Origin of the sequence: Mesorhizobium sp. M1252, from assembly GCF_040318265.1 — a bacterium.
GTDB lineage: Bacteria > Pseudomonadota > Alphaproteobacteria > Rhizobiales > Rhizobiaceae > Mesorhizobium.
The window spans coordinates 460,937-487,501 of sequence record NZ_JAMYLX010000003.1 but is presented as its reverse complement, the minus strand read 5'-3'; the positions used below and the strand labels follow the sequence as shown (position 1 = coordinate 487,501).

General features: G+C 58.9%; 28 protein-coding genes and 1 pseudogene. 10 read left to right on the top strand and 19 right to left on the bottom strand.

What is annotated here, in order from left to right; genetic code table 11:
- Positions 1 to 37 precede the first annotated feature (37 nt).
- From cyoD to NKH22_RS08795, 5 genes are all read right to left on the bottom strand, one after another.
- A complete protein-coding gene (gene cyoD / locus NKH22_RS08815) occupies positions 38 to 448 on the bottom strand; it encodes a cytochrome o ubiquinol oxidase subunit IV (protein WP_023712206.1) in 411 nt (136 codons plus the stop codon).
- Positions 445 to 1,131: a cytochrome (ubi)quinol oxidase subunit III gene (locus NKH22_RS08810; RefSeq protein ID WP_023681134.1), complete on the bottom strand. Its 687-nt coding sequence runs from the start codon at positions 1,129 to 1,131 to the stop codon at positions 445 to 447. The genes cyoD and NKH22_RS08810 overlap by 4 nt, the downstream gene beginning before the upstream one ends.
- Complete coding sequence (gene cyoB / locus NKH22_RS08805) at positions 1,128 to 3,128, bottom strand: cytochrome o ubiquinol oxidase subunit I (protein WP_023681135.1); 2,001 nt, start codon at positions 3,126 to 3,128, stop codon at positions 1,128 to 1,130. The genes NKH22_RS08810 and cyoB overlap by 4 nt, the downstream gene beginning before the upstream one ends.
- A 2-nt stretch (positions 3,129 to 3,130) precedes the next feature.
- Entirely contained in the window at positions 3,131 to 4,096 is a 966-nt protein-coding gene (gene cyoA / locus NKH22_RS08800) for a ubiquinol oxidase subunit II (protein ID WP_023729508.1), read from the bottom strand.
- Between the two features lie 197 nt (positions 4,097 to 4,293).
- Positions 4,294 to 5,184 carry an MBL fold metallo-hydrolase gene (locus NKH22_RS08795; RefSeq protein WP_023821875.1) on the bottom strand — a complete coding sequence of 297 codons (891 nt, stop codon included), beginning with the start codon at positions 5,182 to 5,184 and terminating at the stop codon, positions 4,294 to 4,296.
- 300 nt (positions 5,185 to 5,484) lie between these two features.
- Between NKH22_RS08795 and NKH22_RS08790 the strand changes: the two genes are divergently transcribed.
- Positions 5,485 to 6,642, top strand: a complete 1,158-nt coding sequence (locus NKH22_RS08790; protein WP_023744490.1) for a hypothetical protein — start codon at positions 5,485 to 5,487, stop codon at positions 6,640 to 6,642.
- Positions 6,643 to 6,712: 70 nt separating this feature from the next.
- On the opposite strand, the gene NKH22_RS08785 is transcribed toward NKH22_RS08790, so the two are convergent.
- From NKH22_RS08785 to NKH22_RS08775, 3 genes are read right to left on the bottom strand one after another with little or no spacing between them, the layout of a single operon-like run.
- The gene (locus tag NKH22_RS08785) at positions 6,713 to 7,234 is read right to left on the bottom strand and encodes a ferritin-like domain-containing protein (protein ID WP_023687824.1); all 522 of its coding nucleotides are present in this window, start codon (positions 7,232 to 7,234) and stop codon (positions 6,713 to 6,715) included.
- Between the two features lie 47 nt (positions 7,235 to 7,281).
- Positions 7,282 to 8,424, bottom strand: coding sequence for a UDP-galactopyranose mutase (glf, locus tag NKH22_RS08780; protein ID WP_023712201.1), 1,143 nt, complete (start codon positions 8,422 to 8,424; stop codon positions 7,282 to 7,284).
- A gap of 2 nt (positions 8,425 to 8,426) precedes the next feature.
- Positions 8,427 to 9,599 carry a glycosyltransferase family protein gene (locus tag NKH22_RS08775; protein ID WP_023821874.1) on the bottom strand — a complete coding sequence of 391 codons (1,173 nt, stop codon included), beginning with the start codon at positions 9,597 to 9,599 and terminating at the stop codon, positions 8,427 to 8,429.
- A 353-nt stretch (positions 9,600 to 9,952) separates the two neighbouring features.
- On the opposite strand from NKH22_RS08775, the gene NKH22_RS08770 reads away from it, so the two are divergent.
- Entirely contained in the window at positions 9,953 to 10,870 is a 918-nt protein-coding gene (locus tag NKH22_RS08770; RefSeq protein WP_023700021.1) for a glycoside hydrolase family protein, read from the top strand.
- Between the two features lie 304 nt (positions 10,871 to 11,174).
- On the opposite strand, the gene NKH22_RS08765 is transcribed toward NKH22_RS08770, so the two are convergent.
- Complete coding sequence (locus NKH22_RS08765; protein WP_023821873.1) at positions 11,175 to 11,372, bottom strand: hypothetical protein; 198 nt, start codon at positions 11,370 to 11,372, stop codon at positions 11,175 to 11,177.
- Between the two features lie 121 nt (positions 11,373 to 11,493).
- On the opposite strand from NKH22_RS08765, the gene NKH22_RS08760 reads away from it, so the two are divergent.
- Together NKH22_RS08760 and NKH22_RS08755 are read left to right on the top strand one after the other, a co-directional pair.
- Positions 11,494 to 12,003, top strand: coding sequence for a pyridoxamine 5'-phosphate oxidase family protein (locus tag NKH22_RS08760; protein ID WP_023712198.1), 510 nt, complete (start codon positions 11,494 to 11,496; stop codon positions 12,001 to 12,003).
- Between the two features lie 40 nt (positions 12,004 to 12,043).
- Complete coding sequence (locus tag NKH22_RS08755) at positions 12,044 to 12,643, top strand: cupin (protein WP_023668038.1); 600 nt, start codon at positions 12,044 to 12,046, stop codon at positions 12,641 to 12,643.
- A gap of 100 nt (positions 12,644 to 12,743) precedes the next feature.
- Here NKH22_RS08755 and NKH22_RS08750 read toward each other — a convergent pair whose 3' ends face one another.
- The 6 genes and pseudogenes from NKH22_RS08750 to NKH22_RS08725 all read right to left on the bottom strand — a co-directional run bounded on the left by NKH22_RS08750 (position 12,744) and on the right by NKH22_RS08725 (position 15,537).
- Positions 12,744 to 13,040 carry a SemiSWEET family sugar transporter gene (locus NKH22_RS08750; RefSeq protein ID WP_023687830.1) on the bottom strand — a complete coding sequence of 99 codons (297 nt, stop codon included), beginning with the start codon at positions 13,038 to 13,040 and terminating at the stop codon, positions 12,744 to 12,746.
- 15 nt (positions 13,041 to 13,055) lie between these two features.
- Positions 13,056 to 13,619: a hypothetical protein gene (locus NKH22_RS08745; protein WP_032902380.1), complete on the bottom strand. Its 564-nt coding sequence runs from the start codon at positions 13,617 to 13,619 to the stop codon at positions 13,056 to 13,058.
- A gap of 118 nt (positions 13,620 to 13,737) precedes the next feature.
- Positions 13,738 to 14,513: pseudogene (xth, locus tag NKH22_RS08740) on the bottom strand (exodeoxyribonuclease III).
- A gap of 68 nt (positions 14,514 to 14,581) precedes the next feature.
- On the bottom strand, positions 14,582 to 14,794 hold the full coding sequence (locus NKH22_RS08735) for a hypothetical protein (RefSeq protein ID WP_245260612.1): 213 nt from the start codon (positions 14,792 to 14,794) through the stop codon (positions 14,582 to 14,584).
- On the bottom strand, positions 14,791 to 14,946 hold the full coding sequence (locus NKH22_RS08730; RefSeq protein WP_155921618.1) for a hypothetical protein: 156 nt from the start codon (positions 14,944 to 14,946) through the stop codon (positions 14,791 to 14,793). The genes NKH22_RS08735 and NKH22_RS08730 overlap by 4 nt, the downstream gene beginning before the upstream one ends.
- A gap of 63 nt (positions 14,947 to 15,009) precedes the next feature.
- Entirely contained in the window at positions 15,010 to 15,537 is a 528-nt protein-coding gene (locus tag NKH22_RS08725; RefSeq protein WP_023681150.1) for a YciE/YciF ferroxidase family protein, read from the bottom strand.
- A gap of 422 nt (positions 15,538 to 15,959) precedes the next feature.
- Here NKH22_RS08725 and NKH22_RS08720 point away from each other — a divergent pair, with 422 nt between their 5' ends.
- Positions 15,960 to 17,360, top strand: coding sequence for a phospholipase D family protein (locus NKH22_RS08720; RefSeq protein WP_023821870.1), 1,401 nt, complete (start codon positions 15,960 to 15,962; stop codon positions 17,358 to 17,360).
- A gap of 91 nt (positions 17,361 to 17,451) precedes the next feature.
- Here the strand turns inward: NKH22_RS08720 and NKH22_RS08715 are convergent, their stop codons facing one another.
- Positions 17,452 to 17,748, bottom strand: coding sequence for a hypothetical protein (locus tag NKH22_RS08715; protein ID WP_023668045.1), 297 nt, complete (start codon positions 17,746 to 17,748; stop codon positions 17,452 to 17,454).
- A 73-nt stretch (positions 17,749 to 17,821) separates the two neighbouring features.
- Positions 17,822 to 18,988 carry a YihY/virulence factor BrkB family protein gene (locus tag NKH22_RS08710; protein WP_023668046.1) on the bottom strand — a complete coding sequence of 389 codons (1,167 nt, stop codon included), beginning with the start codon at positions 18,986 to 18,988 and terminating at the stop codon, positions 17,822 to 17,824.
- Between the two features lie 19 nt (positions 18,989 to 19,007).
- Between NKH22_RS08710 and NKH22_RS08705 the strand changes: the two genes are divergently transcribed.
- The 3 genes from NKH22_RS08705 (at position 19,008) to ligD (ending at position 22,327) form a co-directional block, all read left to right on the top strand.
- The gene (locus tag NKH22_RS08705; RefSeq protein WP_155921617.1) at positions 19,008 to 19,232 is read left to right on the top strand and encodes a hypothetical protein; all 225 of its coding nucleotides are present in this window, start codon (positions 19,008 to 19,010) and stop codon (positions 19,230 to 19,232) included.
- Positions 19,229 to 19,522: a hypothetical protein gene (locus NKH22_RS08700; protein ID WP_352909383.1), complete on the top strand. Its 294-nt coding sequence runs from the start codon at positions 19,229 to 19,231 to the stop codon at positions 19,520 to 19,522. The genes NKH22_RS08705 and NKH22_RS08700 overlap by 4 nt, the downstream gene beginning before the upstream one ends.
- 162 nt (positions 19,523 to 19,684) lie before the next feature.
- Complete coding sequence (gene ligD, locus NKH22_RS08695; protein ID WP_352909381.1) at positions 19,685 to 22,327, top strand: DNA ligase D; 2,643 nt, start codon at positions 19,685 to 19,687, stop codon at positions 22,325 to 22,327.
- Here ligD and NKH22_RS08690 read toward each other — a convergent pair.
- Together NKH22_RS08690 and NKH22_RS08685 are read right to left on the bottom strand one after the other, a co-directional pair.
- Positions 22,307 to 23,191, bottom strand: coding sequence for an alpha/beta fold hydrolase (locus tag NKH22_RS08690; RefSeq protein WP_023733190.1), 885 nt, complete (start codon positions 23,189 to 23,191; stop codon positions 22,307 to 22,309). The genes ligD and NKH22_RS08690 overlap by 21 nt on opposite strands.
- Positions 23,184 to 23,834: a GFA family protein gene (locus tag NKH22_RS08685; RefSeq protein WP_156033628.1), complete on the bottom strand. Its 651-nt coding sequence runs from the start codon at positions 23,832 to 23,834 to the stop codon at positions 23,184 to 23,186. Before NKH22_RS08685 ends, NKH22_RS08690 begins: the two co-directional genes overlap by 8 nt.
- A 192-nt stretch (positions 23,835 to 24,026) precedes the next feature.
- Here NKH22_RS08685 and NKH22_RS08680 point away from each other — a divergent pair, with 192 nt between their 5' ends.
- Together NKH22_RS08680 and NKH22_RS08675 are read left to right on the top strand one after the other, a co-directional pair.
- Entirely contained in the window at positions 24,027 to 24,251 is a 225-nt protein-coding gene (locus tag NKH22_RS08680) for a hypothetical protein (protein WP_027048653.1), read from the top strand.
- 288 nt (positions 24,252 to 24,539) lie between these two features.
- Entirely contained in the window at positions 24,540 to 26,027 is a 1,488-nt protein-coding gene (locus NKH22_RS08675; protein WP_352909379.1) for an alpha,alpha-trehalose-phosphate synthase (UDP-forming), read from the top strand.
- Positions 26,028 to 26,565: the final 538 nt, after the last annotated feature.

Sequence of the window (26,565 nt, the reverse complement as noted above, 5' to 3'; positions counted from 1 at the left end):
ATGGCGCTGCGGGCGGCCGTGCGTTCGCGGGGAGCGTTCAAGGCATGGTTCCGGCTTGATGGGGTGTCATGGCAGCCATGTTTTCATTCAGATGGGCCATGATCCAGATAGAGCCCAGAACCACCAGCGCGACGATCAGCACGCCGAAGGCCAGGGCCAGGATGTTGTTGGTGTTGTCCGGCCCGGTGGTCAGGTGCAGAAAGAAGACAAGATGAACGCCCATCTGCGCAACAGCGAGCACCACCAGGGCCGAGATGACCGCGGGCTGGTAAATCAGATCGGTTCGCGCCGCCAGGAATGACGCGATCGTGAGCAGAATGGCCAGCCCGAAGCCGAGCACATAGCCCGAGAGGCCCCCAGCGGTTTCGTGCTCGCTTATGTGTTCCTCGCCCGGCGCTGAATCGCGGCGGTCCTGCAACTCGCCGGTCTTGCTCTCGATCTCGGTCATGACGATGCTCCCAGCAGATAGACCAGGGTGAAGATGGCAACCCAGATGATGTCGAGGGCGTGCCAGAAGAGCCCGAAGCAGTGGAGCCGCCGCAAAATGTCGGGCCGAAAGCCCTTGACCCACAGCTGCGCCATCATCGTTCCCAGCCAGAGCAGGCCGAGACCGACATGGGCACCGTGGCAGCCAACGAGCGCAAAGAAGGCAGAAAGAAATGCGCTGCGCGAGGGGCCTGCCTGCTCGCCGATCATTGCCGCGAACTCCTGTAGTTCCAGGAACAGGAACGCTGCCCCGAGCAACCCCGTGACGAGAAGCCAGAACTGCGTGGCAGCCATTGATCTGCGACGGGTGGCGAGTGTTGCCACGCCGCCGGTGAAGCTCGAAGTGAGCAGAAGGCCCGTCTGGACCGCAACCCGTGTCGGTTCGAACAGATCCTTGCCTGTCGGTCCGCCGGCGGTTGCCTTGGCGAGCACGGCGTAGGCGGCGAAAAATGCCGAGAACATGATGATGTCGGACAGGAGAAAGATCCAGAAGCCGTAGGTCACCGTGACGAACTTTGAGGCCGGGCCGCCTTCTCCGTGGCCCGTCGCAGAGCGCACCGCATGCCGACCGGTGTGATTAAGCCGATACGGGTCCCGTGCCTGGGTGCCGGCGCTGATGTCGCCGGAGAATGCGTGATCGCTCATGCCGGGCGCTCCCACCCGCGCAACCGGGCAAACTGGGCTGCCTTGTGGTCATGGTCGATGCGGGCGACCTCGTCGACAGGGATCTCGTAGTCTCCATGATCGCGCCAGGCGAATACGACGAAGGTTGCGTAGGCGCCGATGAAGCCGACGATCGCCAGCCACCATATATGCCAGATCAGCGCGAAGCCGATCAGTGTGCTGAAGAAGGCGGTGACGAAGCCAGTCGGGCTGTTGCGAGGCATCTCGATCGGCTCATATGCCTTTTCCTCGTCCGAGCTCTGTTCGATCCCTCGTTGCTTGATGCTCCAGTAGGGCTCTTCGTCTTCCACGTGAGGCAGCCGTGCATAATTGAAGACAGGAGGAGGGGAAGATGTCGACCACTCCAGCGAACGCCCGTCCCACGGGTCGCCGGTTTCGTCGCGAAACTTGTCGCGATGCCGGATCGAAACGAAAAGCTGTGTGATCTGCAGCGCCGCGCCGGCGATCATCACCACCACGCCGAAAGCGGCCACCACCAGCCACGGTGCCCAAAGGTCCATATCGATATGTTGCAGGCGCCGCGTCATGCCGAGCAGACCGACGATATAGAGCGGTACGAAGACCAGCATGTAGCCGGCCAAGGTGACCCAAAATGCCGCTTTTCCCCAGCCTTCGTGCAAACGGAAACCGAACGCCTTGGGGAACCAGTAGGTGAAGCCGGCGAATGCTCCAAACAACACGCCCGAGATGATGACGTTATGGAAATGCGCGACGAGGAAAAGGGAATTGTGTAGCACGAAGTCGGCCGGCGGGACGGCAAGCAGGACGCCAGTCATGCCGCCGACGGTGAAGGTGGTCACGAAAGCCAGTGCCCAAAGCATCGGCGTGTCGAAACGAACGCGCCCGCCATACATGGTGAAGAGCCAGTTGTAGATTTTCACACCGGTTCCCACGGCAATGACCGACGTGGCGATGCCGAAGGCGGCATTAACGTCCGCTCCGGCACCCATGGTGAAGAAGTGATGCAGCCAGACCATGAACGAGACGATGCAGATGAACATCGTGGCCGCGACCATCGAACGGTATCCGAACAGCGGCTTCGATGAAAAAGTCGAGAAAATCTCGGAAAAGATTCCGAAGGCGGGAAGCACCAGGATGTATACTTCGGGATGGCCCCACGCCCAGATCAGGTTGACGAACATCATCTGATTTCCACCAGCTTCGTTGGTGAAGAAGTGGAAGCCGAGATACCGGTCCAGCGTCAGCATTGCGAGCGTGGCGGTAAGGATCGGGAAGGCTGCGACAATGAGCAGGTTGGACGCGAGCGAGGTCCAGCAGAACATCGGCATTCGCAGATAGCCCATTCCCGGCGCTCGCATCTTGAGGATGGTCGTCACCAGGTTGACACCGGTGAGCAGCGTGCCGACGCCGGAGATCTGGATCGCCCACAGATAATAATCGACACCGACGCCCGGCGAGTAGGCGGTTTCCGACAAAGGGGCATAGGGCAGCCAGCCGGTGCGCGCGAACTCGCCGACCACAAGCGAGATGTTGACCAGCAGGGCTCCGGAAGCCGTCAGCCAGAAGCTGACGGAATTGAGCGTCGGAAAAGCGACATCGCGTACGCCAAGCTGCAGCGGCACGACGAAATTCATCAGGCCGATCATGAACGGCATCGCGGCGAAGAAGATCATGATCGTGCCGTGCGCGGAAAAGATCTGGTCGTAATGCTCCGGCGGGAGGTAGCCCGGCCCGTGAATCGCCAGCACCTGTTGTGTGCGCATCATGATAGCATCGATAAAACCACGAAGAAGCATGAGCATCGCCAGCACAATGTACATCACGCCGATGCGCTTGTGGTCGACCGAGCTTATCCACTCGCTCCACAGATATGGCCAGTAGCCCTTCACCGTTATCCAGCCAAGCACGGCGGCTGCTGCCAGAAAGACGCCAAGGGCTGCGCCGAGGGGGATGGGTTGATCGAAAGGAACGGCCGACCAGTCGAGCTTGCCCAGCATCGTCATTCTGCGCCTTGTGGATGATGGGTCATCGTTGCCGCCGCCGCGGGTAATGCCCTTGGGCTCACCTGTGGCTCGCCGCTGGCTGCGCTCTCAGCAGGCCCCGGACCCGGTGCGAGCGTCTGCTGAACGACCGCTTCGAACAGCCCAGGCTGGACATGACCGAAGGAAGCCGGCGCCACATTTGTGCTTTGCCGGGCGAGTTCGCGATAGGCGTTGGCATTCAGCACGCCGCCCCCGCCACGCAGCGATGACGCCCAGCGGGTGAAGGCATCGGCTGAAACCGCGCTCACACTGAAATTCATATCCGAGAAGCCGTCGCCGCTGAAGTGCGCCGACTGGCCGAAAAAGCTGCCCTCGCGGTCGGCCTGCAGATGCAATTCGGTCTGCATGCCGTTCATGACGTAGACCATGCTGCCAAGCTGGGGCACGAAGAACGTGTTCATCACGCTGGCCGAGGTCAACTTGAAACGCACTGGAACACCGGCGGGGATAACCAGTTGATTGACAGCGCCCACGCCCTGCTCGGGATAGAGGAACAGCCATTTCCAGTCGAGCGCCACCACCTGAATGTCGAGCGGCGGCTGGCTAGAAGGGATCGGTTTGCGTGGATCGAGCTGATACGATCCGTAGTAGATCAGCCCGCCAATGAACAGGATGGTGAGCGTCGGGATCGACCAGACGATCAACTCCACGCGTCCCGAATAGGTGAACTCCGGGTTATAGCGGGCGTTGCTGTTCGAGGCGCGGAACTTCCAGGCGAATGCCAGAAGTGCAACAAGCGTGGGAACAACGATCACCAGCATCACCGCCAGCGAGTTCAAAAGGATCGTGCGATTGCCGACGCCAATTGGTCCTTGGGGATCGAGCACTCCCCCCGCGCAACCGGGCAAGAATGCGCCTCCGAGGATCCAGAGCAGTTGGCGTGTCAACTTAGGGCTGGATGGCAACAACACCGGTTCTGCAATCTCTCTTTGCGGGAACGCGCGTTAGAAGCATGCGTTCATCGGGTTTCCATCTGAGCCTCCCCATGGCGCGGAACCTCGCGGCACTTCGCAGGGTGTCGCCCCCTGAGCGAGTGCCCCAACTGTCGCCGGCCGGGTTTGTTCCGCTGGACCGAGTTACTCTGTCCGATGGTCCCGCGTTGGCCAATCCGACCATAATTTCAGAACGATGGCGGCTCGATTGGCCTAGCTATCGGCGACGCTGGCTCGCGCACGAATTTCAATTTCGGCGGGACGGCGAATACCCTGAACCGCTCAGCCAGGTTGTCGAGAGCCTGACGCATGCCCACTCCCGCAGCAGCCGCGCCGTGCCCACTGATGACCATCTGGGGGCCCAAGGCAGCCAGATGCTTCACGGACCTTTCCGCTGCATCCCAGTCTGGCGTGAAATAGCGCGGCGGACCGTGCATCTCGAGATCCTGAATGGCGACTTCATAGACCGACTCCTGACCGGTGGTGATGAAAGCGTCTCCTACGATGAGCGAGCGGTCTTGCTCGCGCCAGAGCGAGATATGCCCAGGGGCATGTCCGGGTGTGTGCAGCCATTGCCATCCGGGCATTCCGGGGATCGATCCATCGGCGGGCAAGGATTCCAAACGGCTGCCAAGATCGATTGGCCCGCGTGGAAAAAGCGGTGAAAGCAGCGCCATCAGTCCACCCCCAACCCAGGGATCCGGTGGCGGATAGGATGTGGTTCCGTCCAAATAGGGGTGCTCGAGTGGATGGGCGAAGACAGGCACGTCCCAGCCATTTGCGAGTTCTAGAACCGTTCCCACATGGTCGAAATGGCCATGGGTCAGGATGATTGCAGCCGGCCGTGCGTTGACGCCGAACCGCTTTTCCGCGACCGCTAGAATGCTGCTGCGAGACGTCGGCAACCCGGTATCGATCAACACCCAGTTCCGATCTCCGCTGCCCGGTGCGCCGAAGAACACGACATTCACGATTGCTAGCCGCAAGTAACCCAGGTCCGGTGCGATGCTCCAAGCGCCGTCGCCACGATCCTCGCGCCTGGCGTGGTCGATCTCGGAAAGTCGAATCTGAACGGTCATGTGATCCCATGCCTCTGTTGTTGCCGAGCAGCCGCTCGAGTGGATGATGGCGGCGGTACATCGCCCCGAACTTGGGACGGGCCTCCTTGTTCCTCATTTGCCACGCGGCTCCCGGACAGTTCACCACCGGAACAAAGGCTCTACCAATGGGTTCGGCACTACCCGGCCACGCAAGGACGAGCTGGACTGAGCAACGAACATGGGGCGCGCCCGACTGAATTCGGTATTTCGCCAACGCGGTTCCCGGTCCGGACAAGGCGGCCGAGTTCGAAGCCGATTGCCCAAAGGAGACTTCGAAAAATGAGCGAAGTGGGACGCCAGACGGAGGCCTCGGTTCCGGAAGCTTCGCGCTTCGCCAGTTTTTTCATGGCAGGCTTTGAATGCTCCTCGCACCGGCGCAAGGACGGCGTTCGCCTCGATCTTATTCGTGCGACCTCGCATAATTTGCATGCCCTGGGCGACTACCGCGGCTGCGCCGAACTCGGCCTTCGCACCATCCGCGACGGCCTGCGTTGGCATTTGATCGAAACCGCTCCCGGAACCTATGACTGGTCAAGTTGGGCGCCAATGGTCGAGGCAGCCCGATCGGCAGGTGTTCAGGTAATCTGGGACATCTTTCACTACGGATCTCCGGACCATGTCGATCAGGGCTCGCCGCATTTCATCGACGCCTATGCCTCGTTCGCGGCAGAAGCCGTCAAGGTACACCGTTCGATCACCGGAACATCGCCTCTGTTGTGTCCCATCAACGAAATCTCCTTTTTCGCATGGGCTGTTGAGGTCGGCTATTTCCCGCGTGTGGGGCCGAACAAACGTGGATGGTTCAAGCGGCACCTCGTGAAGGCCGCCATCGCGGGTGTTCGTGCAATGCGGGAGATCGATCCCGCCTGCAGATTTGTCTGGGCCGAGCCGCTTATCCATATCGCCCCTCGTGACCGGACCCGCAGCGAACGGCGCCGGGCCGAAAACGCCCGACAGGGGCAGTTCGAAGCTTACGACATGTTGCTGGGCCGCGTCGAACCTGAGTTGGGTGGGAGCGAAGATGTTGTCGATGTCGTGGGCTTGAATTTTTACCCGCACAATCAATGGTACGTAAACGGGCCGACGATTCCGATGGGACACCACGAGTACCGCGCCCTGTCGGAAATGTTGCTAGAAGTTGCTCATCGCTACGGTAAGCCGATGTTCATTGCGGAGACCGGTTCCGAGGGATCCGGCGGGCCGGCTTGGCTCCACTATGTCTGCGACGAGGTGCGTTCCGCAATCAGTCTCGGAGCGCCGATCGAGGGTATTTGCCTGTACCCGATAACGGCCTACCCGGGCTGGGACAATTCGCGACATGCCGAGGTCGGTTTGTTTTCCGTCATCCAGGCTGACGGCAGGCGACACCTGCGCAAACCCACAGCAGATGAACTGGCCCGTCAGCAAGGTCTTCTCGTGGCGGACACGACACCTTGAAGAGGCCTAAAAACGAGGGAGGGGCGGGCGAGCGTCTGTTTCGAAACGCCGCCCGCGCCGGTGCGGTGCATCAGCTTTTTGCAGTCGCCCCAGCCTCGCGCAGCCTGGCATATCGCATGGTAACGTCGCTCAGATTTTCCTTGAGCCAGTTGGCCATGGCTTCCTCTTCGTTCAGGTTCTGCTTGAGGGCCCTTTCAGCATCCTGGAAGCCCCCGGCGTCGGCCAGTACCAGCAGCGAATTGTAGGCAGCGATCTCGTAGTTCTCGAATGCGAAATTCGCCAGGCTGTTCTTGATGATCTCGTCGCCGGCCATCGAATGTCCAATGGCGGCCACGCTGCCAACCATCGACAAGGCAGTGTCCTTGAGGGTGGAGTGCTCCTCACCAAGGCCCTCCAGGACGGACTCGAGTCTCGTGATCTGGCCTTCGGTTTCCTGAATGTGCCGGCGCAAGCGATCGGCCACCTCCGGATAGTTCTCTATACGCTCGACCTGAGGCTTCATGATCGACAGCGCTTGATTTTCCATGGCGTGCGCGTTGCGCAAGCCGACGATAAATATCTCACGGCTTTCCGAGTTGAAGTTTGTATCCATCGAGTTTCTCCTTCTGATACCCGCCCGATCTTCCGTCTTGGAAGAAACTATCTTCTCGGCTCGGCCAACAACGGCTCCTCCGTGCGTGCCCAGACCGGGAGGCTTTTTTGGATGCGCGCGAAAGTGGCCAGAGCCTGTCCGACTACCTGGTCCATGTTGTAATAGCGGTAAGTTGCAAGCCGACCGACAAACCACACGTCTGGGCAGCTTGCCGCGAGCGCTTCATAGCGCTTATAGAGCACTTCGTTTTCGGGCCGGGGCACGGGATAGTACGGGTCCCCGATGTCCGTGGGGTATTCGTAGGTCAGGCTGGTCCGCGAACTCTGCTGGCCGGTCAGATGTTTGTACTCGGTAATGCGCGTGTAATCTTCCGTCTGGGGATAATTGACCACGGCAACCGGCTGAAGTTGCTCGCAATCCAGTGTAACGTGCTCGAAACGAAGCGAACGGTACGGAAGGTGCCCGAGCTGCCAGCCGAAATATTCATCGATCGGGCCGGTATAAACCATGCGCCTGAACGGTATCTTCTCACGAATTTCACGGAAGTCGGTCTGCAGCATGATCTTGATGTTTGGATGATCGAGCATGCGTTCGAACATCCGCGTGTACCCGCCGGCCGGCATTTTCTGGAAGCTGTCGCTGAAATAGCGGTCGTCACGGTTGGTCCTGGTCGGCACTCGTGCCGTGACGGATTTGCTCAGCTGACTGGGATCGACGCCCCATTGCTTTCTAGTGTAGCCGCGGAAGAATTTTTCATAGAGCTCGCGCCCCACGGTGCTGACGACGACGTCCTCAGCCGTTCGGACGTCCTCCACCGTTTCGCGTCGCGACGCGAAGAAATCCTCCAGCTGTGCCGAGGTCAGGTCCAGCCCGTAAAGCCGGTTGATGGTGTCGAGATTGATCGGGATGGGAACGAGTTGCCCGTCTACGGCCGCCAACACCCTGTGCTCGTACGGCCGCCATTGCGTGAACTGCGAAAGGTAATCCACTATGGCTTGGCTGTTGGTGTGGAAGATGTGCGGGCCGTAGCGATGGATGAGGATGCCGGCTTCATTGTAGCAGTCATAGGCGTTGCCTCCGACATGGCTGCGGCGATCGATCAGCAAAACGCTTTCCTGACGCTGCGACGCTATCCTTTCGGCAAGCACGCTGCCGGCGAAACCCGCGCCGACGATCAGCCAATCGAACATGGCTATGCACTCCTGCGAAGGGGCACGACCTTCTTGCGTTGATAGGCGCGCTCAATGTGAGCTGCCATGGCATTCCATGTCCGTTCCCAGGACATGTCCGCAAGATAGGCATCGACTTGCTGCAGGAGCATCTGACGCGGTCGCGAAAGGACGGAGCGCAGCTTGATTTCCAGATCGTCACAGTCGGCGATTTCCACCAGCCCGGCAGCACCGTAACTGCGAACCACGTCGACGATTGCCGTCGAGATCACCGGCAGACCCGCCGCGAGAAATTCCGGCGTCTTGGTCGGGCTGATGAAACGCGTCGCCTCGTTGAGGGCAAACGGCATCCATCCGGCGTCCCAATGGCGCAGATAATCAGGCAGATCGCAGTAGGCTTTCGGGCCCAGCCAATGCAGGTTTTCGGCTTGCGGCAGGCTTGCAGGGTCGATCTTGACGACCGGACCGAGCATGACGAAATGCACGTCCGGCATTGTCTTTGCCGCTAGCGCCACGAGATCGACGTCAAGCCGCTCGTCGATGACGCCGAAATATCCAACCCTCGGGGAAGGAATGCCGGCCTGGTCGGCTGGGTCCCTTCCTGGCCGTCTTGCGGTGTGAAAGTGCCTCACATCGATGCTGCTCGGAAATGGAAAGATGGCAGGATGCAGGTGACGCTTGGTCTCGAACAAGCTTAGACCACCGGTGAAAACGAGATCCGCGCGGCGCAGAAGCGCCTTTTCCATCTGGCCCAGCTCGGGGGGCGCATTCTTGAATGCAGAGAGTTCGTCCATGCAGTCATAGACGCATATGTCTGGGTCGAGGAATTCCGTAAAGCGAAGAGCCATTGGGGTGTAGTACCAGGCGATCAGCCGGCTATGCGGCATAGAAGCGATGGTCTGCTGCACAAATCTCCGCTGGACGGCATCTGCTTTCGCGGCCGACGTGCCAAGCGGCAGCACTGGTGTGACAATCAGAATGTTTTCCGATGCCACGCTCGTCCGCATCAGCGGCTGCGGCAATTCTTCGAAAACGGGTTCTTCAAAGTAGACCACTCTCTGCTGAGCGGATGCGAGAGTGAGGAGATGCTGCGGACGCTGGTGAACAAAATTCCATCGTAAGTGGGAGAAGCAAACCAGTATATTTTCGCGACGAACATATTGACTGCCGGTTACCCCGCCAAAGGCCGCTTCCATTGACATACTCCCTCTGTGACACTATTTATGTTACGATTAACATTTGTTAATCGGGAATGGAGAGAACTACTTAGTTCCAGCTCCTAACTTTCGATCAGGTGAGTTGTTCCAACTGAAATGAAGAAGGCCCGGTCGCCCGCTTGGTCCACGCACGAAGCGGGATCTGGTTGCGGAGGCGAGGGCGGCTGTCGGAACCCGGCCGCCACTGAAAGCGTGGTTGAACGAGGAATGCTGGTGGACAGCGGCATTGCCGTATTTGCGTTGAACTCGTTGGCTATAGAATGTGCCTAACATCAATGATTCGCCTGAATCTCTGCGCGTCTCCGACTGCCGAGGCGAATTCCGGGGCTGACATGAACATCAACTTTGAAACCAACGTTTTTCCACTGTTTCATCCGCAAAGCGTGGATGATCTCAAGGACCCGTGTCCTGTCTTCGATGGCCGTGTCTGGCACGTCTTCGGGTCAAGCGGCACGGTCACCACTGAGACGTGGAGAATCTTGCATGCCACGGCGCCCGATCTTTATGGGCCGTGGGCCGAGCATGAGCCGATCGAACTTCCAATCAACGGTACTGGTGTTGCGGCTCCCGGTGTGACCCACGAGTGCGGCGTCTTCCACATGTTCATCCAGACGGAATTCATGAAGTCGGGTGGCCGTTGCGAGCATGCGGTTTCCAACGACGGGTTCCATTGGGTAGTCCTCAGTCCGGCCATTCTGGCCATCCCGGACACGGAAGAGGACGGCATTTACGATCCGCATCCAGCAGTCATTGGCGGTGGGCGCTACCTGGTTTATTCGGCTATGCCAAAATTCACCAGGGTGCCTCAGCCCGACATCTATCTGGCACGTAGCCAGTCCGACTCGTGGTTCGGTCCGTGGAAGCGGATCGGCAAAATCCTCGACCACAACGATGTTCCCCACCATAACACCAGAGATGATCCCGACTACGAATGGGGCATTGAGGGCGCGCAACTGATCGAGCTGCCGGACGGCCGGGTGCTTCTCAACGCCACTTGCTTTCTTCCGAATGGCCTTCGGGGAAACCGGCAACGGGTGTTTTTTGCCATCGCCGACGAGGTCAGCGGGCCTTACGTTTCGATCGGCCCGGTGTTGGAGCCAGGTCAACCGGGCGAGAACGGCCACTCGACAGTGATGATCGATGGCAGTCAGCTTTCACTGTTCTACCAGAGCCGGGTTGCCACAACCGATCACCGATGGCGCTATGGTTTGGCCAGATGCGACGTCGCTCTCTTTTCAAAGGTCGCGTGATTTCCAGGCTGCCATTAGCGCCTTGAGGCTGCCATTAGCGCCTTGAGGCGGATGCGCGTCATGCGGCCATGGAACTCCGGAGGGTTGAAGGTGATCGGTGACGGTAAGCAAGTGTCATCGCGACGCACTAGGAGACACGACATCGCCAATGCGGATCGACGGATTTCCGCAATCGCACTTGGCGGGCGGCAAGTCGGGAAGGCCAGCCTTAACTCTGTCGCTTTTAGCGAAATGACTTGAGCCGTTCGTCAATTTTCTCAGTGGCATTGATGACACCGCCAGATGCCCTGCCATGGGCTCATAGCTATTTCTTCGGTCCCTTGACAGGGAATGTCGCGTCGCCGTCTTTTTTGCCGGAGATCACCCGCGGATCGGCGCTGGCGACGCCATCGTTTCCGCCGCCCTTGTGGTCCTTTTCCGACTGACCCTTTGCGTCTTGCTCGGGTGTACGTTTTGATGTTCGAAGCGTCTTGTACGCCATCATGGCCTCGCGGTCTGCCATCCAAACTCCCGGCAATTTCGAAAGTTCCACCGCTTTAGCAAGGCCGAAGGACCCAGTGAGTTGGAACGTCGTGGCGGGACGTGAGTTGTAAGCGAGGATATTCACCCGCAGGAGGACGCTTATGGCTAACCGCCGAGAGCAGCAGACGGACCTCACGCCCGCCGAGGCGACAGACCGCATCTGGGAACTCGCCGAGGACATCGACGTCTGCATGTTCGTGACCTGGGACGGCGAGTACAATCGAGCCCGTCCGCTGTCTGCGCGTGTGGTCCGTGAGGAAAACGCCATATACTTCCTCGTCAATGACGACAGCGCCAAGAGCAAGCAGCTGTCGACCTATCCAAAGGTCACATTGGCCTGGAGTGACAACAGCCACTACAAATACGTCACGATGTCAGGCCCGGCCACAGTGACAAATGACAGGGAAAAGATCGCCGAGCTCTGGGAGAAAACTGACTCAGCCTGGTGGGATAATGCCGATGATCCCGAGATTCGTCTGATAACGGTCAAACCCGACGAAGGCGAATTGTGGGACAGCCCGGGGCTAATGATGGCTACCGCAACGATGGTGTTTGCGGCCGTTACCGGCGCCAAGCCGAATGTGGGCGACAACGCAAAGGTCGAGCTCTGAGCGAGCGGCTAAACTAACCTCTGCTTTAGAGGCAGCGTCGATGAGCATTTTGGAAACCAGCAAGAAAGTGATCGAGAACGTCACCGGTTTCGCAAGACCGCGCAAGCAAGCTGTCGCCGGATTTGTGAGGCAGCGAAAGTCGAATGAGTTCTGGTTCAAGGATGATGGACTTGTACCCAATCATCCAGCATGGCCGCTCGTCGTTTATCGAGGCGCCGTCGAATTGCCCGAAGGACTTGATCCAGCAGCCGTCATGGAGGTGCTTTTCGATGCAAACGGATGGGGCGATAGCTGGCGAAACGGCATCTATGATTACGTTCACTATCATTCGCAAATACACGAGGTTCTGGGCATTGCCCGCGGAAATGCTGAAGTCCGGTTTGGGGGCAAGAAAGGACGAACGCTGTCGCTGAAGGCTGGCGACGTCGCGGTCCTCCCGGCAGGCACCGGGCACCAATGCCTCTCGGCATCCGATGATTTTTTGGTTGTCGGCGCGTATCCTCCATTTGGGACTTATGACGAATGTAGGAGCAAGGATCAGCATAGCGATGCGCTCGCAACCATCCCCAAGGTGGGGCGTCCGCGCAAGGATCCTGCATATGGTAGCCAAGGTCCGCTTCTGAAAAGTTGGAAGCGCTAATGCATGTCGCTCAAAAGTGGCTCCGGTTTTGAGACGAAGAGATGCATAAAACAAAGACCCAAAGCGCGCGTTTTCTGAGTCCGTTCAAACGCGACGCGCTTTAGTCGTCGGGGTCGAAAGCCTTGGCAACCGCGTCTTTCTCAGCCTGCGGCAGGACTGTCATTGTGAGAATGAAGGCTGACAGCAGGAGACAGACGCCATTCGTGATTATGATCGGCCACTCTGCCTTCATGATGCCGAAGGCCAGCCACAAGGCGAAGCCCAACACAGTGATGGCATACATCGGTGCGGAGATGCCGCTTGTCTCTCGTGTCCTGATGATTTTCCAGGCTTGCGGGGTGAAACTGCTCATCGAGCAGACGGTCGCGAGATAGCCGATGAGCGTGACTGTCTGCATGGAAGCGGCCCTGACCTACGTCGCAGATACGCGCTTGAGATCAGATACGCGGACCACGCCGTGCTGGCTGACAAAGGTCAGGGTGGGGTCCGTGCTCTGGCTCTGCGAAACACCGGATATGCGATGGTCGCCTGTGTCATAAATCTCCATCTTTCCATGATCGTCGATGACCAGGCGGCTTTGCTCAGGAAACGCTGCGTAGCGCATATTGTTTTGAGAACCAGCGGCAGACGGGCTCCCAAACTCCTCAGGCCACCATGAGCCGGCGTGGGCCATAGCTGCAGAACGATAGCTCGTGTCGTCGCGTTGTGGCTTGGCGGGATGATCGCGCAGGTAGGCCGAGAGCTCCGCCGCGATAGTGTTGAGCTTCGCCTTGAGGCTGTCATCGAACATGTCGCCGACCATCGTCATGCCGGAGGACCATTGTGACATTCCTCCGAAGTCGACGTGGCTGAACTGGGCCATGGTTCCACCACCACGCCGCAACGCCTCAAGGACAGCCATGACAGCGCCATCAGTGACGCCATGCTGGCGTGCAAGGCGCGCAATCAGTTCAGCTTCCTTTTGAGTGTTTGTCATCATTGCGTCCTTTGAATCGCTTGGCGCCGGCAGTCCTCATTGTTGACGATAGACATGCGCGGCCAAATGTAATCACGAAGGAGCGCCACCAGGTCTTCAGGCTCCTTGCCGAGGAAGCTCAATCAAGTTCTATCCAGGCTGGCGCATGATCGCTCGGCTTGTCCCACGCACGCGTTTCGGCATCTACTCCGGCATTCTTCAGGCGATCCAATAGGGATGAACTCAGCAAGAGATGGTCCATCCGAAGCCCGGAACTCCGATCGTACCCGCCGCGGTAGGAGAAGTTCCAATAGGTGTAAATTCCCTTTTCTGGATGAATGCGACGGACGGCATCGATCCAGCCCTGAGCAAGCATTTCGGCGTACGCGCTCCGGCTCTCGGGGAAGTAAACGGCATCGCCAACCCAGCGCCCCGGCACCGCCGCGTCGATCGGGCCTGGAACGACGTTATAGTCGCCGCACAGGATGGTCGGTGAGCTATCGCCGAGCAGCACCTGGCCATAGGTGATCAAACGTCGGAACCAGCGAAGTTTGTAGTCGAACTTCGGCCCCGGCGCTGGATTGCCATTGGGCAAATACAGGCAGCCGACAACAAGCCCATTCACATCTGCCTCGATGTAGCGGCTGTGCGAATCGCCGGGATCGCCCGGCAGACCTCGACGACGTTCCAGCGGCTCAATCCCGCGAGCGAGGATTGCCACGCCATTGTAGGACTTCTGTCCGTGCCAGATTGCGCCATAGCCGGCGTTTCTAATCGCATCGACGGGAAATTTTCGTCAGAGGTCTTCAGTTCTTGAAGGCAGACGATGTCATAGCCGGTTTCGCCAAGCCACTTGAGAAGCACTGGCAGTCGGCCGTTGACGCCATTGACGTTGAAGGTTGCGATGCGGGTCATCTCGACGATTTAACGTCTTTGCGCCGCTTCGATGCGACATAGAGTCGGTAGCCAAATCTTGCCTTTTGTCATCGTCCATCTGCATTTTTGCTCGAAGCATTGGTCCTTTGACCGGAAGCAGCGGATGTCTTTGCATCTTTGGAATGCGCGGCAATTGCCGGACCCGCGCCGGTAGCTTTCCGCATATCGCCGCTCCCCTTGCCGTCAGTCGATTTCTTGCTCAACAGTCCTGAGAAATATTTTCCAAAGAAGCCCATCCGACTCTCCATCTTGGCGCTCATTCGGCGGCTTTGCGGGCCCTGAACTCATCTCTGCGCTCTTCTCGCAGCTGCCGAGGATCGCTGCGCGAACCGCCAAGCGCGCGGCGCCTGACCAGCGCGGCCGAACACTCAAGCAGGAAACATTCCAGTCCTTTGTAGATATGCGTGATCATGTCCTTCATCTCCCGGGACCGCCTCGGCACATGGGTCGCCGAGGCGGTTGGGTAGGCGATCAATCAAGCCGCTTTCCGTTCTGCCGCTCGTTCGTTGACGCCGGCTTCACCGAGGGCAGTCAACGCCTCGTCGGTGGCCTTCTCCTCTTCAAGTGTCGCATTGAGGAGCGCAACCACGTCGTCCTTGCCGAGCGTCGTAGCCCAGGCGATCAGGGTTCCATACCTGGCGATCTCGTAGTGCTCCACTGCTTGCGCGGCACCGACGAGCCCTGCATCGAGCGAAGTCGAACCCTTGTACTCCTGAAGGATTTCAGATCCTTCCTCCAGGATGCCGTCGATCGCCGGGCAGGTTTTGCCGCGCGCGGCAGCGCCGAGAATCTCGAAGACCTCCTCCAGACGTTCGACCTGCCCCTCGGTTTCAGCGAGGTGCTTCTCGAATGCTGCCGAAACTTGCTCTTCGGATGCGCCTTTGGCCATCTTCGGCAAGGCTTTCAGAATTTTCTTCTCGGCATAGTAGATGTCTTTGAGGCCATCGAGGAAAAGGTCCTCCAGGTCCTTGTTGTTGCCATTGGCTTTCTTGGCAGTGGGCATTGTGCCGTCTCCTCTGTTGAAAATTGCCCGTCGCGAGCATTTTCTTAACTCGGAAACCCGAACCCGGTTCCGGCATAATGGAGATATCTAAATTTAAGGGGTCGTGCGCTTCAGTGAGAACAACGACCACGTCATTCTCGTCGAAGAGCCGCGGCGGGGCGCACGCCATCGGGCTCTCGCCAACAGTTCACGGTGTGAGGGGCTGGCACTACAGGAGAAGCAAGTTCCGCGGCGGCAGCAGAGCAGTCGGGGCAACGCCTCTCAAGCCTCCTTACCGCTCTGCAGCCGCTTGATTGCTGGGCCCCGCTTGCATCCAGGAATTGGGTGATTGGACGCTGCGTATGCAACCAGAATACCTCAGAATGGTTCTAGCTATGATTTAAGCGGGATGGCGCGAGCGCCGTCCAAAGGTGGCAATTTTCATGGACGTATCGCTTTCGCGAACCGCAGACCACAACATCAAGGCCGGCAAGAGCGGCTTGCTGCTTGTCTCGGACAATTATGACGCTTTCGCCGTGCGCGTGCTGGCGGCAAGGAGCGCTGAGCGCAGCCTCGACCTGATGTACTACCTTTGGCATGATGATCACACCGGCCGCTTGCTGCTTCGCGAGGTTTTTCGAGCTGCTGAGCGCGGTGTTCGGGTGCGCATGCTCCTTGACGACGTCAATCCGCGTAAAAATGATGCGGCATATCTGGCGCTGAACAACCATCCAAACATCGAATTGAAGTTGTTCAATCCGAGCGGTATCAGGCGCGGCCGGATCATGCGTGGTGTGGAAGTGCTGTTGCGGCTCTTTGCATTGACGCGACGGATGCACAACAAGGCTTGGATCGTCGACGACAAATTTGCCATTGTCGGCGGTCGGAATGTTGGCGATGCCTATTTCGATGCGGCAGAAACCAATTTCCGGGACCTCGATCTGCTGCTCCTGGGGCCTGCGGTACGGCAAACCGCGGCGATATTCGATGCCTTCTGGGCTTGCAATGAAGCCAAGCCAATCAAAACCCTGGGATCAGTGGCTGAGCATGAGCATGCCAAATGGCTTGAAGGAAGCGATACCGGCCCCGATCCCAAATTCCTGAACGGCATCGGCAACCGGGGCTCGATCACAGAGTTTATTGCGGCCAGCAACGACGTTCATTGGGTGGATGGCGTGCGGGTCATTTCCGATCCGCCGGAGAAGGTTCGTGGTTGGAGACGTCGCAGCTGGCTTATGAAAGAGCTGCGTCCGATCATCCAATCTACGCGCGGGTGTCTGGAAATTGTGTCGCCCTATTTCATCCCCGGCAAAAGGGGCACAGCGATCTTGCTGGACCTTGTCGGCGCCGGTGTTGACGTTTCGGTTCTGACCAATTCCTTGGCCGCCACGGACGTCGCCGCAGTCCATGGCGCTTACGCAAACTATCGCAAGCGGCTGCTGAGGAATGGCGTCAATATTTTCGAGCTTCAGCCGTTCAACCGGCGCTCCGCAATCTCGGTGTTTGGCTCCAAGGGCGCCAGTCTGCATACGAAAGCTTTCACCGTCGACGACAATATCGGCTTCGTCGGTTCCTTCAATTTCGATCCACGGTCAGTGTCCTTGAACTCGGAAATGGGCGTGCTGTTTGAGGATCCGAAATTGGTCGCCGAGCTGCGGCATCGATTCCAATCGGAAATATCTCCGGAAACAAGCTATCGGCTCGAACTGAAGCACAATGTTCTGCATTGGCATGGATGCGGCGAAGGCAAGATTCAGGACTATACGCATGAACCAGAAGCCGGATTTTTTCGCCGTATCCTGGCGGTCTTCGTCCGTCACCTCCCGATCGAATCTCAGCTCTAGCATCTGACGATGGGCGAGGACCTCGCGATCTCAGCGAATTGCCCTGCCGGGGATCGCGTGAGCGAAACGTGAAACCCTGATCTACCACGGGTCAGCCAGACCGCATCACACCCGGTTCTTCGACAACCGCGTCGCCAATCCCATGCTGTCCGGCGTCCGGATCACTCGGCAACACGTCGGAAAAATTGACTGTGGCGACCAGGTATCCGGCTTCATCGTAGACCTTGATAGTCGATCCCGATTGCTTGGTTCCTGACCCAGGATCCGCCGCCACCGCTACGCGCGCCATCTCTATTGCTCTCGGACTGGCCATCTCCGCACTCGCTAGCTCTTCCTCGAGAGCGGTAGTCTGGCCGGATACTGTCGTCTCAAAGCGGAATTTTGGCATGGGCAACCTCCTGTTCCTATGCAATTCCGGTGTCCGGGTTGCGTTCCAAAGAAACAGAATTGGTGGGAAGCAGCTAAGATCGCCGCGATGGCCAGACCCGTGTCGCCACGAAGGTCAGCAAACCCGTGATCACAATCCAGGCCTGCACCTCGCGTTGGATGGTTGGTCCAAGGTTCGATGTCTGTCGCGACGGGCTCTCTGCCTCCACTATCGGTTGAAGGTCGGACCGACTGCCGAGACGGACGGAATAGGCCCGCGTGAACTCGGCGCCGAGCAGGAATATCTCAGACGAATAGTAAACCCAAAGCAGCACGACCAGCAGTGCACCCGCCGCGCCATAGGAGGATGCAATCGCGCTGGTTCCGATATACCAGCCAATCAGCGACTTGCCGATGGTGAAGAGCAAAGCGGTCACTGCCGCGCCAATTGCGACATCGCGCCAAGCGAGCGACCGGTCCGGCAGGATCTTGAAGATCGCGGCAAACAGAGCGGAAATCAGCACGAACGATACAATGCCGTTTATCGACGCGAGAATGATCGTGCCGAACGGCAGATGGGCGTTGATGACAGCGCCAAGCGCGGAAATGGCGGCACTCGCCGCCAACGACACAAGCAGTAGAAATCCCAACGCTGCAACCAGACCCAGGCTGGCCGCCCGCGCCCGCACCAATCGCGACACAGACATGGGTGGTGGGTCAATCTTCCAGATTGTGTTGAGCGAAAGCTGCATTTCGCCAAACACCCCGGAGGCTGTCACGAAGAGGGTGACGATGCCCACCAAGGTGGCAACAGTGCCGGCGGTTCTGTGAGAAGCGCTTTCGATGGTGCTGCGCAGAAGGTCGCCGGTTTGCGATCCCATCACGCCTGCGATTTCGGCCGACAGAGCGAGTTGAGCTGCTTCATGCCCAAAGACAAGTCCAGCAATGGCAACAACGATCAACAAGATCGGGGCCAGGGACGTAACGGCATAGAACGCCATCGCCGCACCGTGGCTGAGGGCATTGTCGTTGATGAATCCGAGGATGCTCTCCTTGCCAAGAACCCAGGCTTCGCGTGCCACCCGCATGGGGAATTCCTTTTGCCTCAACGAGCAACCTAGTGCTGTCGGCAACGAAAGCGAGACCTGCCGCCAGTGCGCGAGGCGCGATTGCCGAGACACGCCCGCTTGTCTCTGCACGAACGGCCAGAAATGTTCCATGCGGCGCCGGAACTCGCCGGGCTCGTAATGGTTATCGGTCATCCGATTGGAGTGATCAAAAATGCCTGATAATGAAAACCGTCGCGAGACCGGCGCAACGAAGTACCCGGCTAGAACAGGTCCTGATCCTTCGGATGCGTTCTCTCAGGATGCGGCCGGCAACAAGAAACCCAAGAGTGGGGTCGGTCTGACGCGGCCAGTCAATGAGGTGGATGACAAGACGCACCAATCCGATGGCCAGAACGCCCCGGCGAGGCCGGGCGGCGGAAACACGGTCAAGCCATGAACGTTGCCAATCTTCAGCTTGAAGGGTTGATGATGGCGGTCGCGTCAATCAACAACCTGCTCGTTCACAAAGGTCTGCTGTCAATTGACGAGATCGATACCGCCCTGCGAAAGGCAGAGGCGTCCATGACAGGTGACGAGCGGACCTACGAAGACATGTCACCGGCCAACCGTGACGCGATCTGCTTCCCGATCCGGCTTCTGCAGATCGCAAACAACGCGCAAGGCGAACTGGACATCCCACCATTTTCAGAGCTTGCAAAAATAGTTGGGCAAACCAAGGAACCTTAACGTCAGCGGTGACGACACCTGTAGTCTCCGTGAAGGCCTCATTTGACGCCGATGCCACTCTGAAGCGGAAAAGCAGCATCGGCGTCGTCTCGGCTATGAACCGAACCAAATCTCACCCACTGCGTTGAGTCCCGGCGTTGCGTCATTAGTCGGGGCACTTCCATGAAAACGGGCGAGCTTTCAACCTACCGGGCCAAAAGGGATTTCGCGAAGACGAAAGAGCCCAGCGGCGAAAGCTCGATTGCGGGTTCGAACCGACTCCGGTTCGTCATCCAAAAACACGCGGCCACGCGGCTGCACTATGATCTTCGCCTCGAGCTTGGCGGGGTCTTCAAATCATGGGCTGTGACCAAAGGTCCATCACTGGATCCTCACGACAAACGACTTGCCGTGGAGGTTGAGGATCACCCGCTGGAGTACGGCGACTTCGAAGGCACGATTCCCAAAGGACAATATGGTGGCGGCACGGTGCAGTTGTGGGATCGCGGATATTGGGAACCGGAAGGCGCCATGTCTCCCGAAAAGTCGTTGGAAAAAGGCGACCTGAAATTCACGCTGCAGGGCAAGCGCCTGCATGGAAGCTTCGTCCTCGTGCGCATGAAGCATGACCGCAATGGCGGGAAGCGGACCAACTGGCTGCTGATAAAACACCGCGACAAATACGCGACAGAGGGCAATGGCGATGCGGTGCTGGCTCAGGATCGATCCGTCGCCTCGGGTCGGAGCATGGAGAGGATTGCAGCGGGGAAGGGGGCAGGTCCGAAGCCGTTCATGATGAAAGGTTCATCGTTGGCCGATGCGGATGCCGTTTGGGACAGCAAGCGCGGCCATGCCGACAAGCGCGCCGCCAGGTCGGCAAAGCCTGCTCCGCGGCCGAAGCGAGCCGCTGGTGCCTCAGCGGCGAAGATGCCCGACTTCATCCCACCACAGCTTTGCGCAACGCTTTCCCGGCCGCCGGCCGGGACGAACTGGGTTCACGAAATCAAGTTTGACGGCTATCGTGTCCAGTTGCGCGTGGAAGACAAGGACATCGCCCTTAAGACCCGCAAGGGTCTTGACTGGACGGAGAAATTTGGCGCCATCGCAAAGGAGGCCGCCAGCCTCCCCAACGTCATCATCGACGGCGAGATCGTAGCGCTTGGCGAGAACGGGGCGCCCGATTTTGCCGCACTGCAGGCAGCACTGTCGGAGCGCCGGACGAAGGACCTGATCTACTTTGCTTTTGACCTGCTCTTCGCAAATGGCGTCGATCTGCGAAAGATGCCTCTCTCACAACGGAAGGAACGTCTGAGCGAGATGCTCGGCGAAGTCGATCGCGGCGAGCAAAATCTCATCCGCTATGTCGAGCACTTCAGCAATGGCGGCGACGCGGTGCTGCGTTCTGCCTGTCGCCTGTCGCTTGAGGGGATTGTCTCCAAAAAGGCCGATGCAACCTATGTTTCGGGGAGGACCGGCACCTGGGCAAAATCGAAATGCCGCGCCGGGCATGAGGTGGTCATCGGCGGCTGGTCGACGACCAACGGCAAATTCCGGTCATTGCTCGTCGGCATCAATCGCGGTGAACATTTCGCCTATATCGGCCGTGTGGGGACCGGATTCAGCGAGGCAAAGGTCAAGCAGCTGATGCCGAGGCTGCAGGAGATGAAAGCCGCGACGTCGCCGTTTACCGGCGATGGCGCACCGAAAAGGAATTCAACCGTCTTCTGGACGAAGCCGGAATTGGTCGCGGAAATCGAGTTCGCCGGCTGGACCGGGGGTGGCAATATCAGGCAGGCCGCCTTCAAAGGCCTGCGTGAAGACAAGCCCGCAAAAGACGTCGAGGCCGAGCGTCCAGCCGATCCTCAAGAGACGCCGATTGCCGACCCTGCCAAGGTGACTGGCAAGACAGGAAAAAGCCCGGTTGTCATGGGCGTCATCATTTCCAAGCCGGACAAGCCGCTTTGGCCGAATGCCGGCGACGGTCAGCCCGTCGACAAGCTCGATCTTGCAGAATATTTCGAGACCGTTGGCCCCTGGATGATCAGACATATCAAAGGTCGTCCCTGTTCACTCGTGCGCGCGCCGGATGGCTACGCCGGCGAGCAGTTTTTCCAGCGCCACGCAATGCCAGGCACATCCAATCTGCTGGAACTGGTGAAAGTCTTCGGCGACCACAAACCGTATCTGCAAATCGACCGCGTCGAGGGTCTGGCCGCGATCGCCCAGATAGGCGGCCTTGAGCTTCACCCCTGGAACTGCCAGCCGGGTCATCCCGAAATACCTGGCCGACTTGTCTTCGACCTTGACCCCGGTCCGGAAGTCCCTTTTGCGAAGGTGGTCGCGGCAGCCAAGGAAATGCGCGATCGTCTCGAAGATCTGGGCTTGGTGAGCTTCTGCAAAACCACGGGCGGCAAAGGCTTGCATGTCGTGACGCCATTGGCGGCCGAACGCAGCAAGACGACATGGGCCGAGGCCAAGGCCTTCGCAAAGGCCGTCTGCATCCAGATGGCGGCAGATAGCCCGGATCTCTACCTCGTCAACATGGCCAAGAAGCTGCGGACATCCCGGATTTTTCTCGACTATCTCAGGAATGATCGCATGGCGACAGCCGTCGCCCCTCTCTCCCCTCGCGCCAGGGAAGGCGCGACTGTATCCATGCCGCTGACTTGGAGTCAGGTGAAGGCGGATCTCGATCCGAAAAAATACACCGTTCGCACGGTCACGGGCCACCTGAAAAAGACCGTCGCCTGGGCTGACTACGACGATGGCGAACGGTCGATCAGCAGTGCCATCAAACGGATTGGTTCAGCAAAGCTCGCCGCATGACGACGTCGGTTCGCGCAAGAACGCCATGACAGCTGCGGCTACCGCGTCGGCTGCTTCTTCGGCCATATGATGTCCGCTTTCGATCGGTTGGCCCTTCAGTTCGGTGGTCCAGGGTCGCCAAACATCGAGCACGTTGCCGTAGAGTGCCTCAAGGTCATCGCGGGCGGACCAAAGCGCCAAGGTCGGGCACGCGACCCGGCGACCAGCTTTCCTGTCGTCGGCATCGTGCAATTGGTCGATGGCCAGACCTGCCCGATAGTCTTCAAGCATGCCGTGAACAACATTCGGATCGTGGATTGCGTCCTTGTAGTCGACATAGGCCTCAGCCCCCATGGACTCGGCTGAGCCGCCATACCATGCGTCAGGATCGGCCATGATTGCGCGTTCGGGCTTGTCCGGCTGCGCGAAAAAGAACCAATGCCACCAGAGCTTCGCAAAGCGGGCGTCGCAGCGTTCGAGGGCTTCCAGGATAGGGACGCTGTCCATGACGATCAGATGGCTGATCGCCGGCGGGTGATCCATGGCTGTTCGGAACGCTGTGTAGCTGCCGCGGTCATGGCCTGCGATGGCAAACCGGCGAAAGCCGAGATGTCCCATGAGAGCAATGCAGTCCCTGGCCTTGGCACGCTTGGAGGATCCAGCATGGTCCACGGCGTCCGCCGGTACCGAGGACTGGCCAAAGCCCCTCAGATCGGGGCAGACAACTGTGTGGTCGGCGGCGAGAAGTGGGGCTACCCGGTGCCAGGTAACGTGCGTCCGAGGATGGCCATGCAGCAAAAGAAGCGGCGGGCCTGAACCTCCATACCTGACTCGCAGTGAGGACTCGGGCAGATCCACAGTCTCTAGCTTGAATCCTTCAAACATCCGCTTCTTTGTCGTCAGACTGTGAAAACAAGTCCATCTTCAACCCACGCCGGTGAAATTGGTTTCGGGCATTTGTCCGTTTGGAGATCTCTCTCATTCCAATGGTTCGGCCGCCGTTCCGCCAGCCCTGGCGCTGGCTTGCAGGTACGACGCCCGAGATCCAGCCTCCTGCCTCACCGGTCTCTGGGATTGCCCAGGGCGGGTCGCGCGCTCGGGTGTAGCCCTCGACGCGAGGCAAACCGTCATCCATCCTGATAAACGGCAGTCGCATTTCCCAATAGGCCTGGGCTTGGGGATGGAACTTCTCGGGCGCGTCCATGAATCCGATCGAGATGTAGAACTCGTTTGGCAAGCCTTCATCGGTGTACCCAATCGAGGTGCCACATTCCGAACAGAAGGAGCGCACGACGCCCCTGGTTTTCGAGAATGTTTTTGGTTTTGGGCCGAGCCAATGGACCTGATCTGGACGATAGCCAATCCAGATCGTCAGTGGGCTGCCGATCGCTCGTCGGCAGTCATCGTCGTGGTCGAAACAAATCCAAAAGGGATCGCCACTGAATTCAGCTGTGATGGCTCCGCAAAAGCAATGCCCTCGATCAATCCGGGCCGGTTTTCTGATCGTCGTTCGGGGTTTGTCGTCCATGGTAATCTTCCCGCCAGCGTGGTGGCGTAACGCCGCAGACGGCAAGCAGTTCCTTTGGACGTCACAGAGCCGCAGATGCGCGCAACCGGCGGGCTGCTCGTCAATATCATTTGAGGCAGATCAGGCCTTAATTTGTTGGGAACATTTTTTCAGGTCCGCACTTTGTTCGGCGTCTGACCAAAGGAGGCGACCTTGAAAACACGACGCATCGACAGGGAAAAGATCGAGAGGGCGGATCGAGAAGCCAAGTTGCTGTTGGAAGCGGAGCGGCATGCCAGGGAAGCCAAGACGGCGCGGCTTAGAGAACAGCGACAGTTGTTGGAGGCATCGATAGCGCAGACCCCGCCCGCGCCCGTAGCCGCAATGCAGCCGCCCCGCCAACGAAAGCCGACGCGCAAGGTAATCGAGGTGGACTGACGGTTTGGTCAGTTGGGGCTTTTGCCAAGGTGGGGAGTTGATATGACAGGGCAGGGGATCCGGCAGCATGAATACCAAAGCGGTAAGTCCGGCCGTCGCCAAAGCCACGGCTGCTCGGCGTGCTGGATCAGGGCCTCATCACCGGTGCGTCCGACGACGATCCTGCGAGAGCCGCTGAAAAGGCGCCCGAGCGGGCCGAGAACCAGCGAATCCGGCTGGACACTTACGTCGGGAACAATCGCACGCGCGGACCGTTCCCCAAGCGATCTTCACGCTCAGGATTTGCTCTTGTTGCAGCGACCGGATGAAATTCTCAACGAGGCTTCGCAAACGGTTGGTGATCCTCTTGAACGCGACGCCGGAGGTGGGGAGCTAACTGGCGATCGCGCCATCGCGCGTCGTCTGGTTGTCGTCTCGAACAGGCTGGGGAACATTCGCGATCTGTCGCAAGCCGGCGGACTTGCTGTAGGCATCGGGGATGCGTTGGCCGAGCGTGGAGGCCTGTGGCTAGGAGCAAACGCCGAGTATCAGGACTACGCCGCGAGCGACGAACCGCTGATCCGCTTGGAACGGGTGGGAAAGATCGAGACGGCTGCGCTTACCCTGCCCTATGAGGAGTATTCGCTCTATTACAATGGCTATGCCAACAGCACGCTGTGGCCGCTTTTTCATTACCGACTCGACCTGGTGAACCACCGGGCAGAGTTTCTACACGCCTACCGGCAGATCAATGCGCGGTTCGCGAAGGCGCTCGCAGGACTGCTGTCGGGCAACGACGACCTGGTGTGGGTTCACGACTACCACCTTATCCCCTTGGCCGCCCAGTTGCGGCGGCTGGGAGTCCGGAATCGGATCGGGTTTTTTCTTCACATACCGTTCCCGCCGCCCGACCTGTTTGTAGCCACGCCCGACCATGAAGAACTCATCGATGATCTGCTTCAATATGACGTCGTGGGGTTCCAGACCGAAACGGACGTGGGGAATTTCCGGCGCTCAGTGCAGGCGGCCAACTCCACTACTTTTGATATCAATGGTTCGGCTGAGATGAACGGCCGCACGGTGTTATCGAGGTGTTTTCCGATAGGCATCGACGTCGATTCAATCGCACGCATGGCCAATGAGGCGGCGGAGGATGTGCAGATCGATTCCATGCGCCGCCAGATTCTGGGCCTCAAGCAAATCATCGGCGTCGATCGGCTGGACTACTCCAAGGGTCTCCCCGGCCGCATGCAGGCTTTCGCTCGTCTTTTGGAAAGGCATCCGGAACACGAGCGAGCGGCAACCTATTTGCAGATTGCGTCGCCGACGCGCGAGGAGGTCAGCGCCTATGCCGACATCCGGGCCCAGCTTGAGGCAACCGCCGGCGCGATCAACGGAAGATACGCGGATTTGGCTTGGACCCCGATCCGCTACATCCACCGTGCCGTATCACGCTCTCGGCTTGCTGGCCTGTTGCGCGCTAGCCAGGTCGGATTGGTCACGCCCCTGCGTGACGGAATGAACCTCGTCGCCAAGGAATACATAGCCGCGCAGGACGAAGCCGATCCCGGAGTGCTGGTGTTGTCGCGCTTTGCAGGTGCGGCCGAAGAACTTGCCGAATCCTTGATCGTGAACCCGTATGCGGTCGACGAGGTTGCCGATGCGATCGCAAAAGCGCTCGCGATGCCGCTTGAGGAAAGAATTGCAAGGCATAGTGCACTGCTCAAGCGCATCACGCGCAATGACGCAGCAGAATGGCGGCGGTCATTTCTCGCCACGCTCGCGGGTGAGAACTAGCGCCTGGCATCGATGCCTGAACCCGTCCGTGTGTCACGCGTTCCCACACGGTCATAGCCCGGCCATAACCCGGCTTGCCTAGCAGTTCGAAAGGCCTTGAAGCTGATCGTGTATCTTGTCCGTCCGCATCAGAACCTTTTCGCTCGTTTGACGGAAGCGCGATAGCCCGCCTCAATCGGTGGACTATCGAAGGTCCCAGGGAACACACCGCCGGTCCGGTCGTTTGGGCTCTGATAGGAGATCTGCGATGACAAGGAACCCCACGCGAAAGGACAGAGATCTCTCTGAACAAGAGGCAATCAAGTTGGCCGAAGCCACCGACGTGTCACCCGGGCAGGCCAAAGAGCTTGCAGCCGAGCACGGCAAAGCCGGCGCCAAGAAGGAAGCAAGAAATTACAAGGCGGAGGGCTGACTATGGCGGCCAGTGGATCCGCAAACGACAGAGACGCACGAGCCACCCTCTACGCACAAGGAGTAATGGAAGCCGAGCGCAAAGCGCGGGAAGAGAAAACGGCGCGATTGCGCAAAGCCCGTTTGG

Coding starts and splice junctions, on each gene's coding strand:
- NKH22_RS08720 (WP_023821870.1), top strand. CDS start 15,960: ATGGACGTATCGCTTTCGCGAACCGCAGACCACAACATCAAGGCCGGC.
- cyoD (WP_023712206.1), bottom strand. CDS start 448: ATGACCGAGATCGAGAGCAAGACCGGCGAGTTGCAGGACCGCCGCGAT.
- NKH22_RS08685 (WP_156033628.1), bottom strand. CDS start 23,834: ATGGACGACAAACCCCGAACGACGATCAGAAAACCGGCCCGGATTGAT.
- NKH22_RS08775 (WP_023821874.1), bottom strand. CDS start 9,599: ATGGAAGCGGCCTTTGGCGGGGTAACCGGCAGTCAATATGTTCGTCGC.
- NKH22_RS08730 (WP_155921618.1), bottom strand. CDS start 14,946: ATGATCACGCATATCTACAAAGGACTGGAATGTTTCCTGCTTGAGTGT.
- NKH22_RS08725 (WP_023681150.1), bottom strand. CDS start 15,537: ATGCCCACTGCCAAGAAAGCCAATGGCAACAACAAGGACCTGGAGGAC.
- NKH22_RS08790 (WP_023744490.1), top strand. CDS start 5,485: ATGAGCGAAGTGGGACGCCAGACGGAGGCCTCGGTTCCGGAAGCTTCG.
- NKH22_RS08750 (WP_023687830.1), bottom strand. CDS start 13,040: ATGCAGACAGTCACGCTCATCGGCTATCTCGCGACCGTCTGCTCGATG.
- glf (WP_023712201.1), bottom strand. CDS start 8,424: ATGTTCGATTGGCTGATCGTCGGCGCGGGTTTCGCCGGCAGCGTGCTT.
- NKH22_RS08765 (WP_023821873.1), bottom strand. CDS start 11,372: ATGGCAGACCGCGAGGCCATGATGGCGTACAAGACGCTTCGAACATCA.
- NKH22_RS08715 (WP_023668045.1), bottom strand. CDS start 17,748: ATGCCAAAATTCCGCTTTGAGACGACAGTATCCGGCCAGACTACCGCT.
- NKH22_RS08760 (WP_023712198.1), top strand. CDS start 11,494: ATGGCTAACCGCCGAGAGCAGCAGACGGACCTCACGCCCGCCGAGGCG.
- NKH22_RS08705 (WP_155921617.1), top strand. CDS start 19,008: ATGCCTGATAATGAAAACCGTCGCGAGACCGGCGCAACGAAGTACCCG.
- cyoB (WP_023681135.1), bottom strand. CDS start 3,128: ATGCTGGGCAAGCTCGACTGGTCGGCCGTTCCTTTCGATCAACCCATC.
- NKH22_RS08735 (WP_245260612.1), bottom strand. CDS start 14,794: ATGAGCGCCAAGATGGAGAGTCGGATGGGCTTCTTTGGAAAATATTTC.
- ligD (WP_352909381.1), top strand. CDS start 19,685: ATGAAAACGGGCGAGCTTTCAACCTACCGGGCCAAAAGGGATTTCGCG.
- NKH22_RS08745 (WP_032902380.1), bottom strand. CDS start 13,619: ATGACAAACACTCAAAAGGAAGCTGAACTGATTGCGCGCCTTGCACGC.
- NKH22_RS08690 (WP_023733190.1), bottom strand. CDS start 23,191: ATGTTTGAAGGATTCAAGCTAGAGACTGTGGATCTGCCCGAGTCCTCA.
- NKH22_RS08795 (WP_023821875.1), bottom strand. CDS start 5,184: ATGACCGTTCAGATTCGACTTTCCGAGATCGACCACGCCAGGCGCGAG.
- NKH22_RS08710 (WP_023668046.1), bottom strand. CDS start 18,988: ATGACCGATAACCATTACGAGCCCGGCGAGTTCCGGCGCCGCATGGAA.
- NKH22_RS08770 (WP_023700021.1), top strand. CDS start 9,953: ATGAACATCAACTTTGAAACCAACGTTTTTCCACTGTTTCATCCGCAA.
- NKH22_RS08700 (WP_352909383.1), top strand. CDS start 19,229: ATGAACGTTGCCAATCTTCAGCTTGAAGGGTTGATGATGGCGGTCGCG.
- NKH22_RS08755 (WP_023668038.1), top strand. CDS start 12,044: ATGAGCATTTTGGAAACCAGCAAGAAAGTGATCGAGAACGTCACCGGT.
- NKH22_RS08810 (WP_023681134.1), bottom strand. CDS start 1,131: ATGAGCGATCACGCATTCTCCGGCGACATCAGCGCCGGCACCCAGGCA.
- NKH22_RS08785 (WP_023687824.1), bottom strand. CDS start 7,234: ATGGATACAAACTTCAACTCGGAAAGCCGTGAGATATTTATCGTCGGC.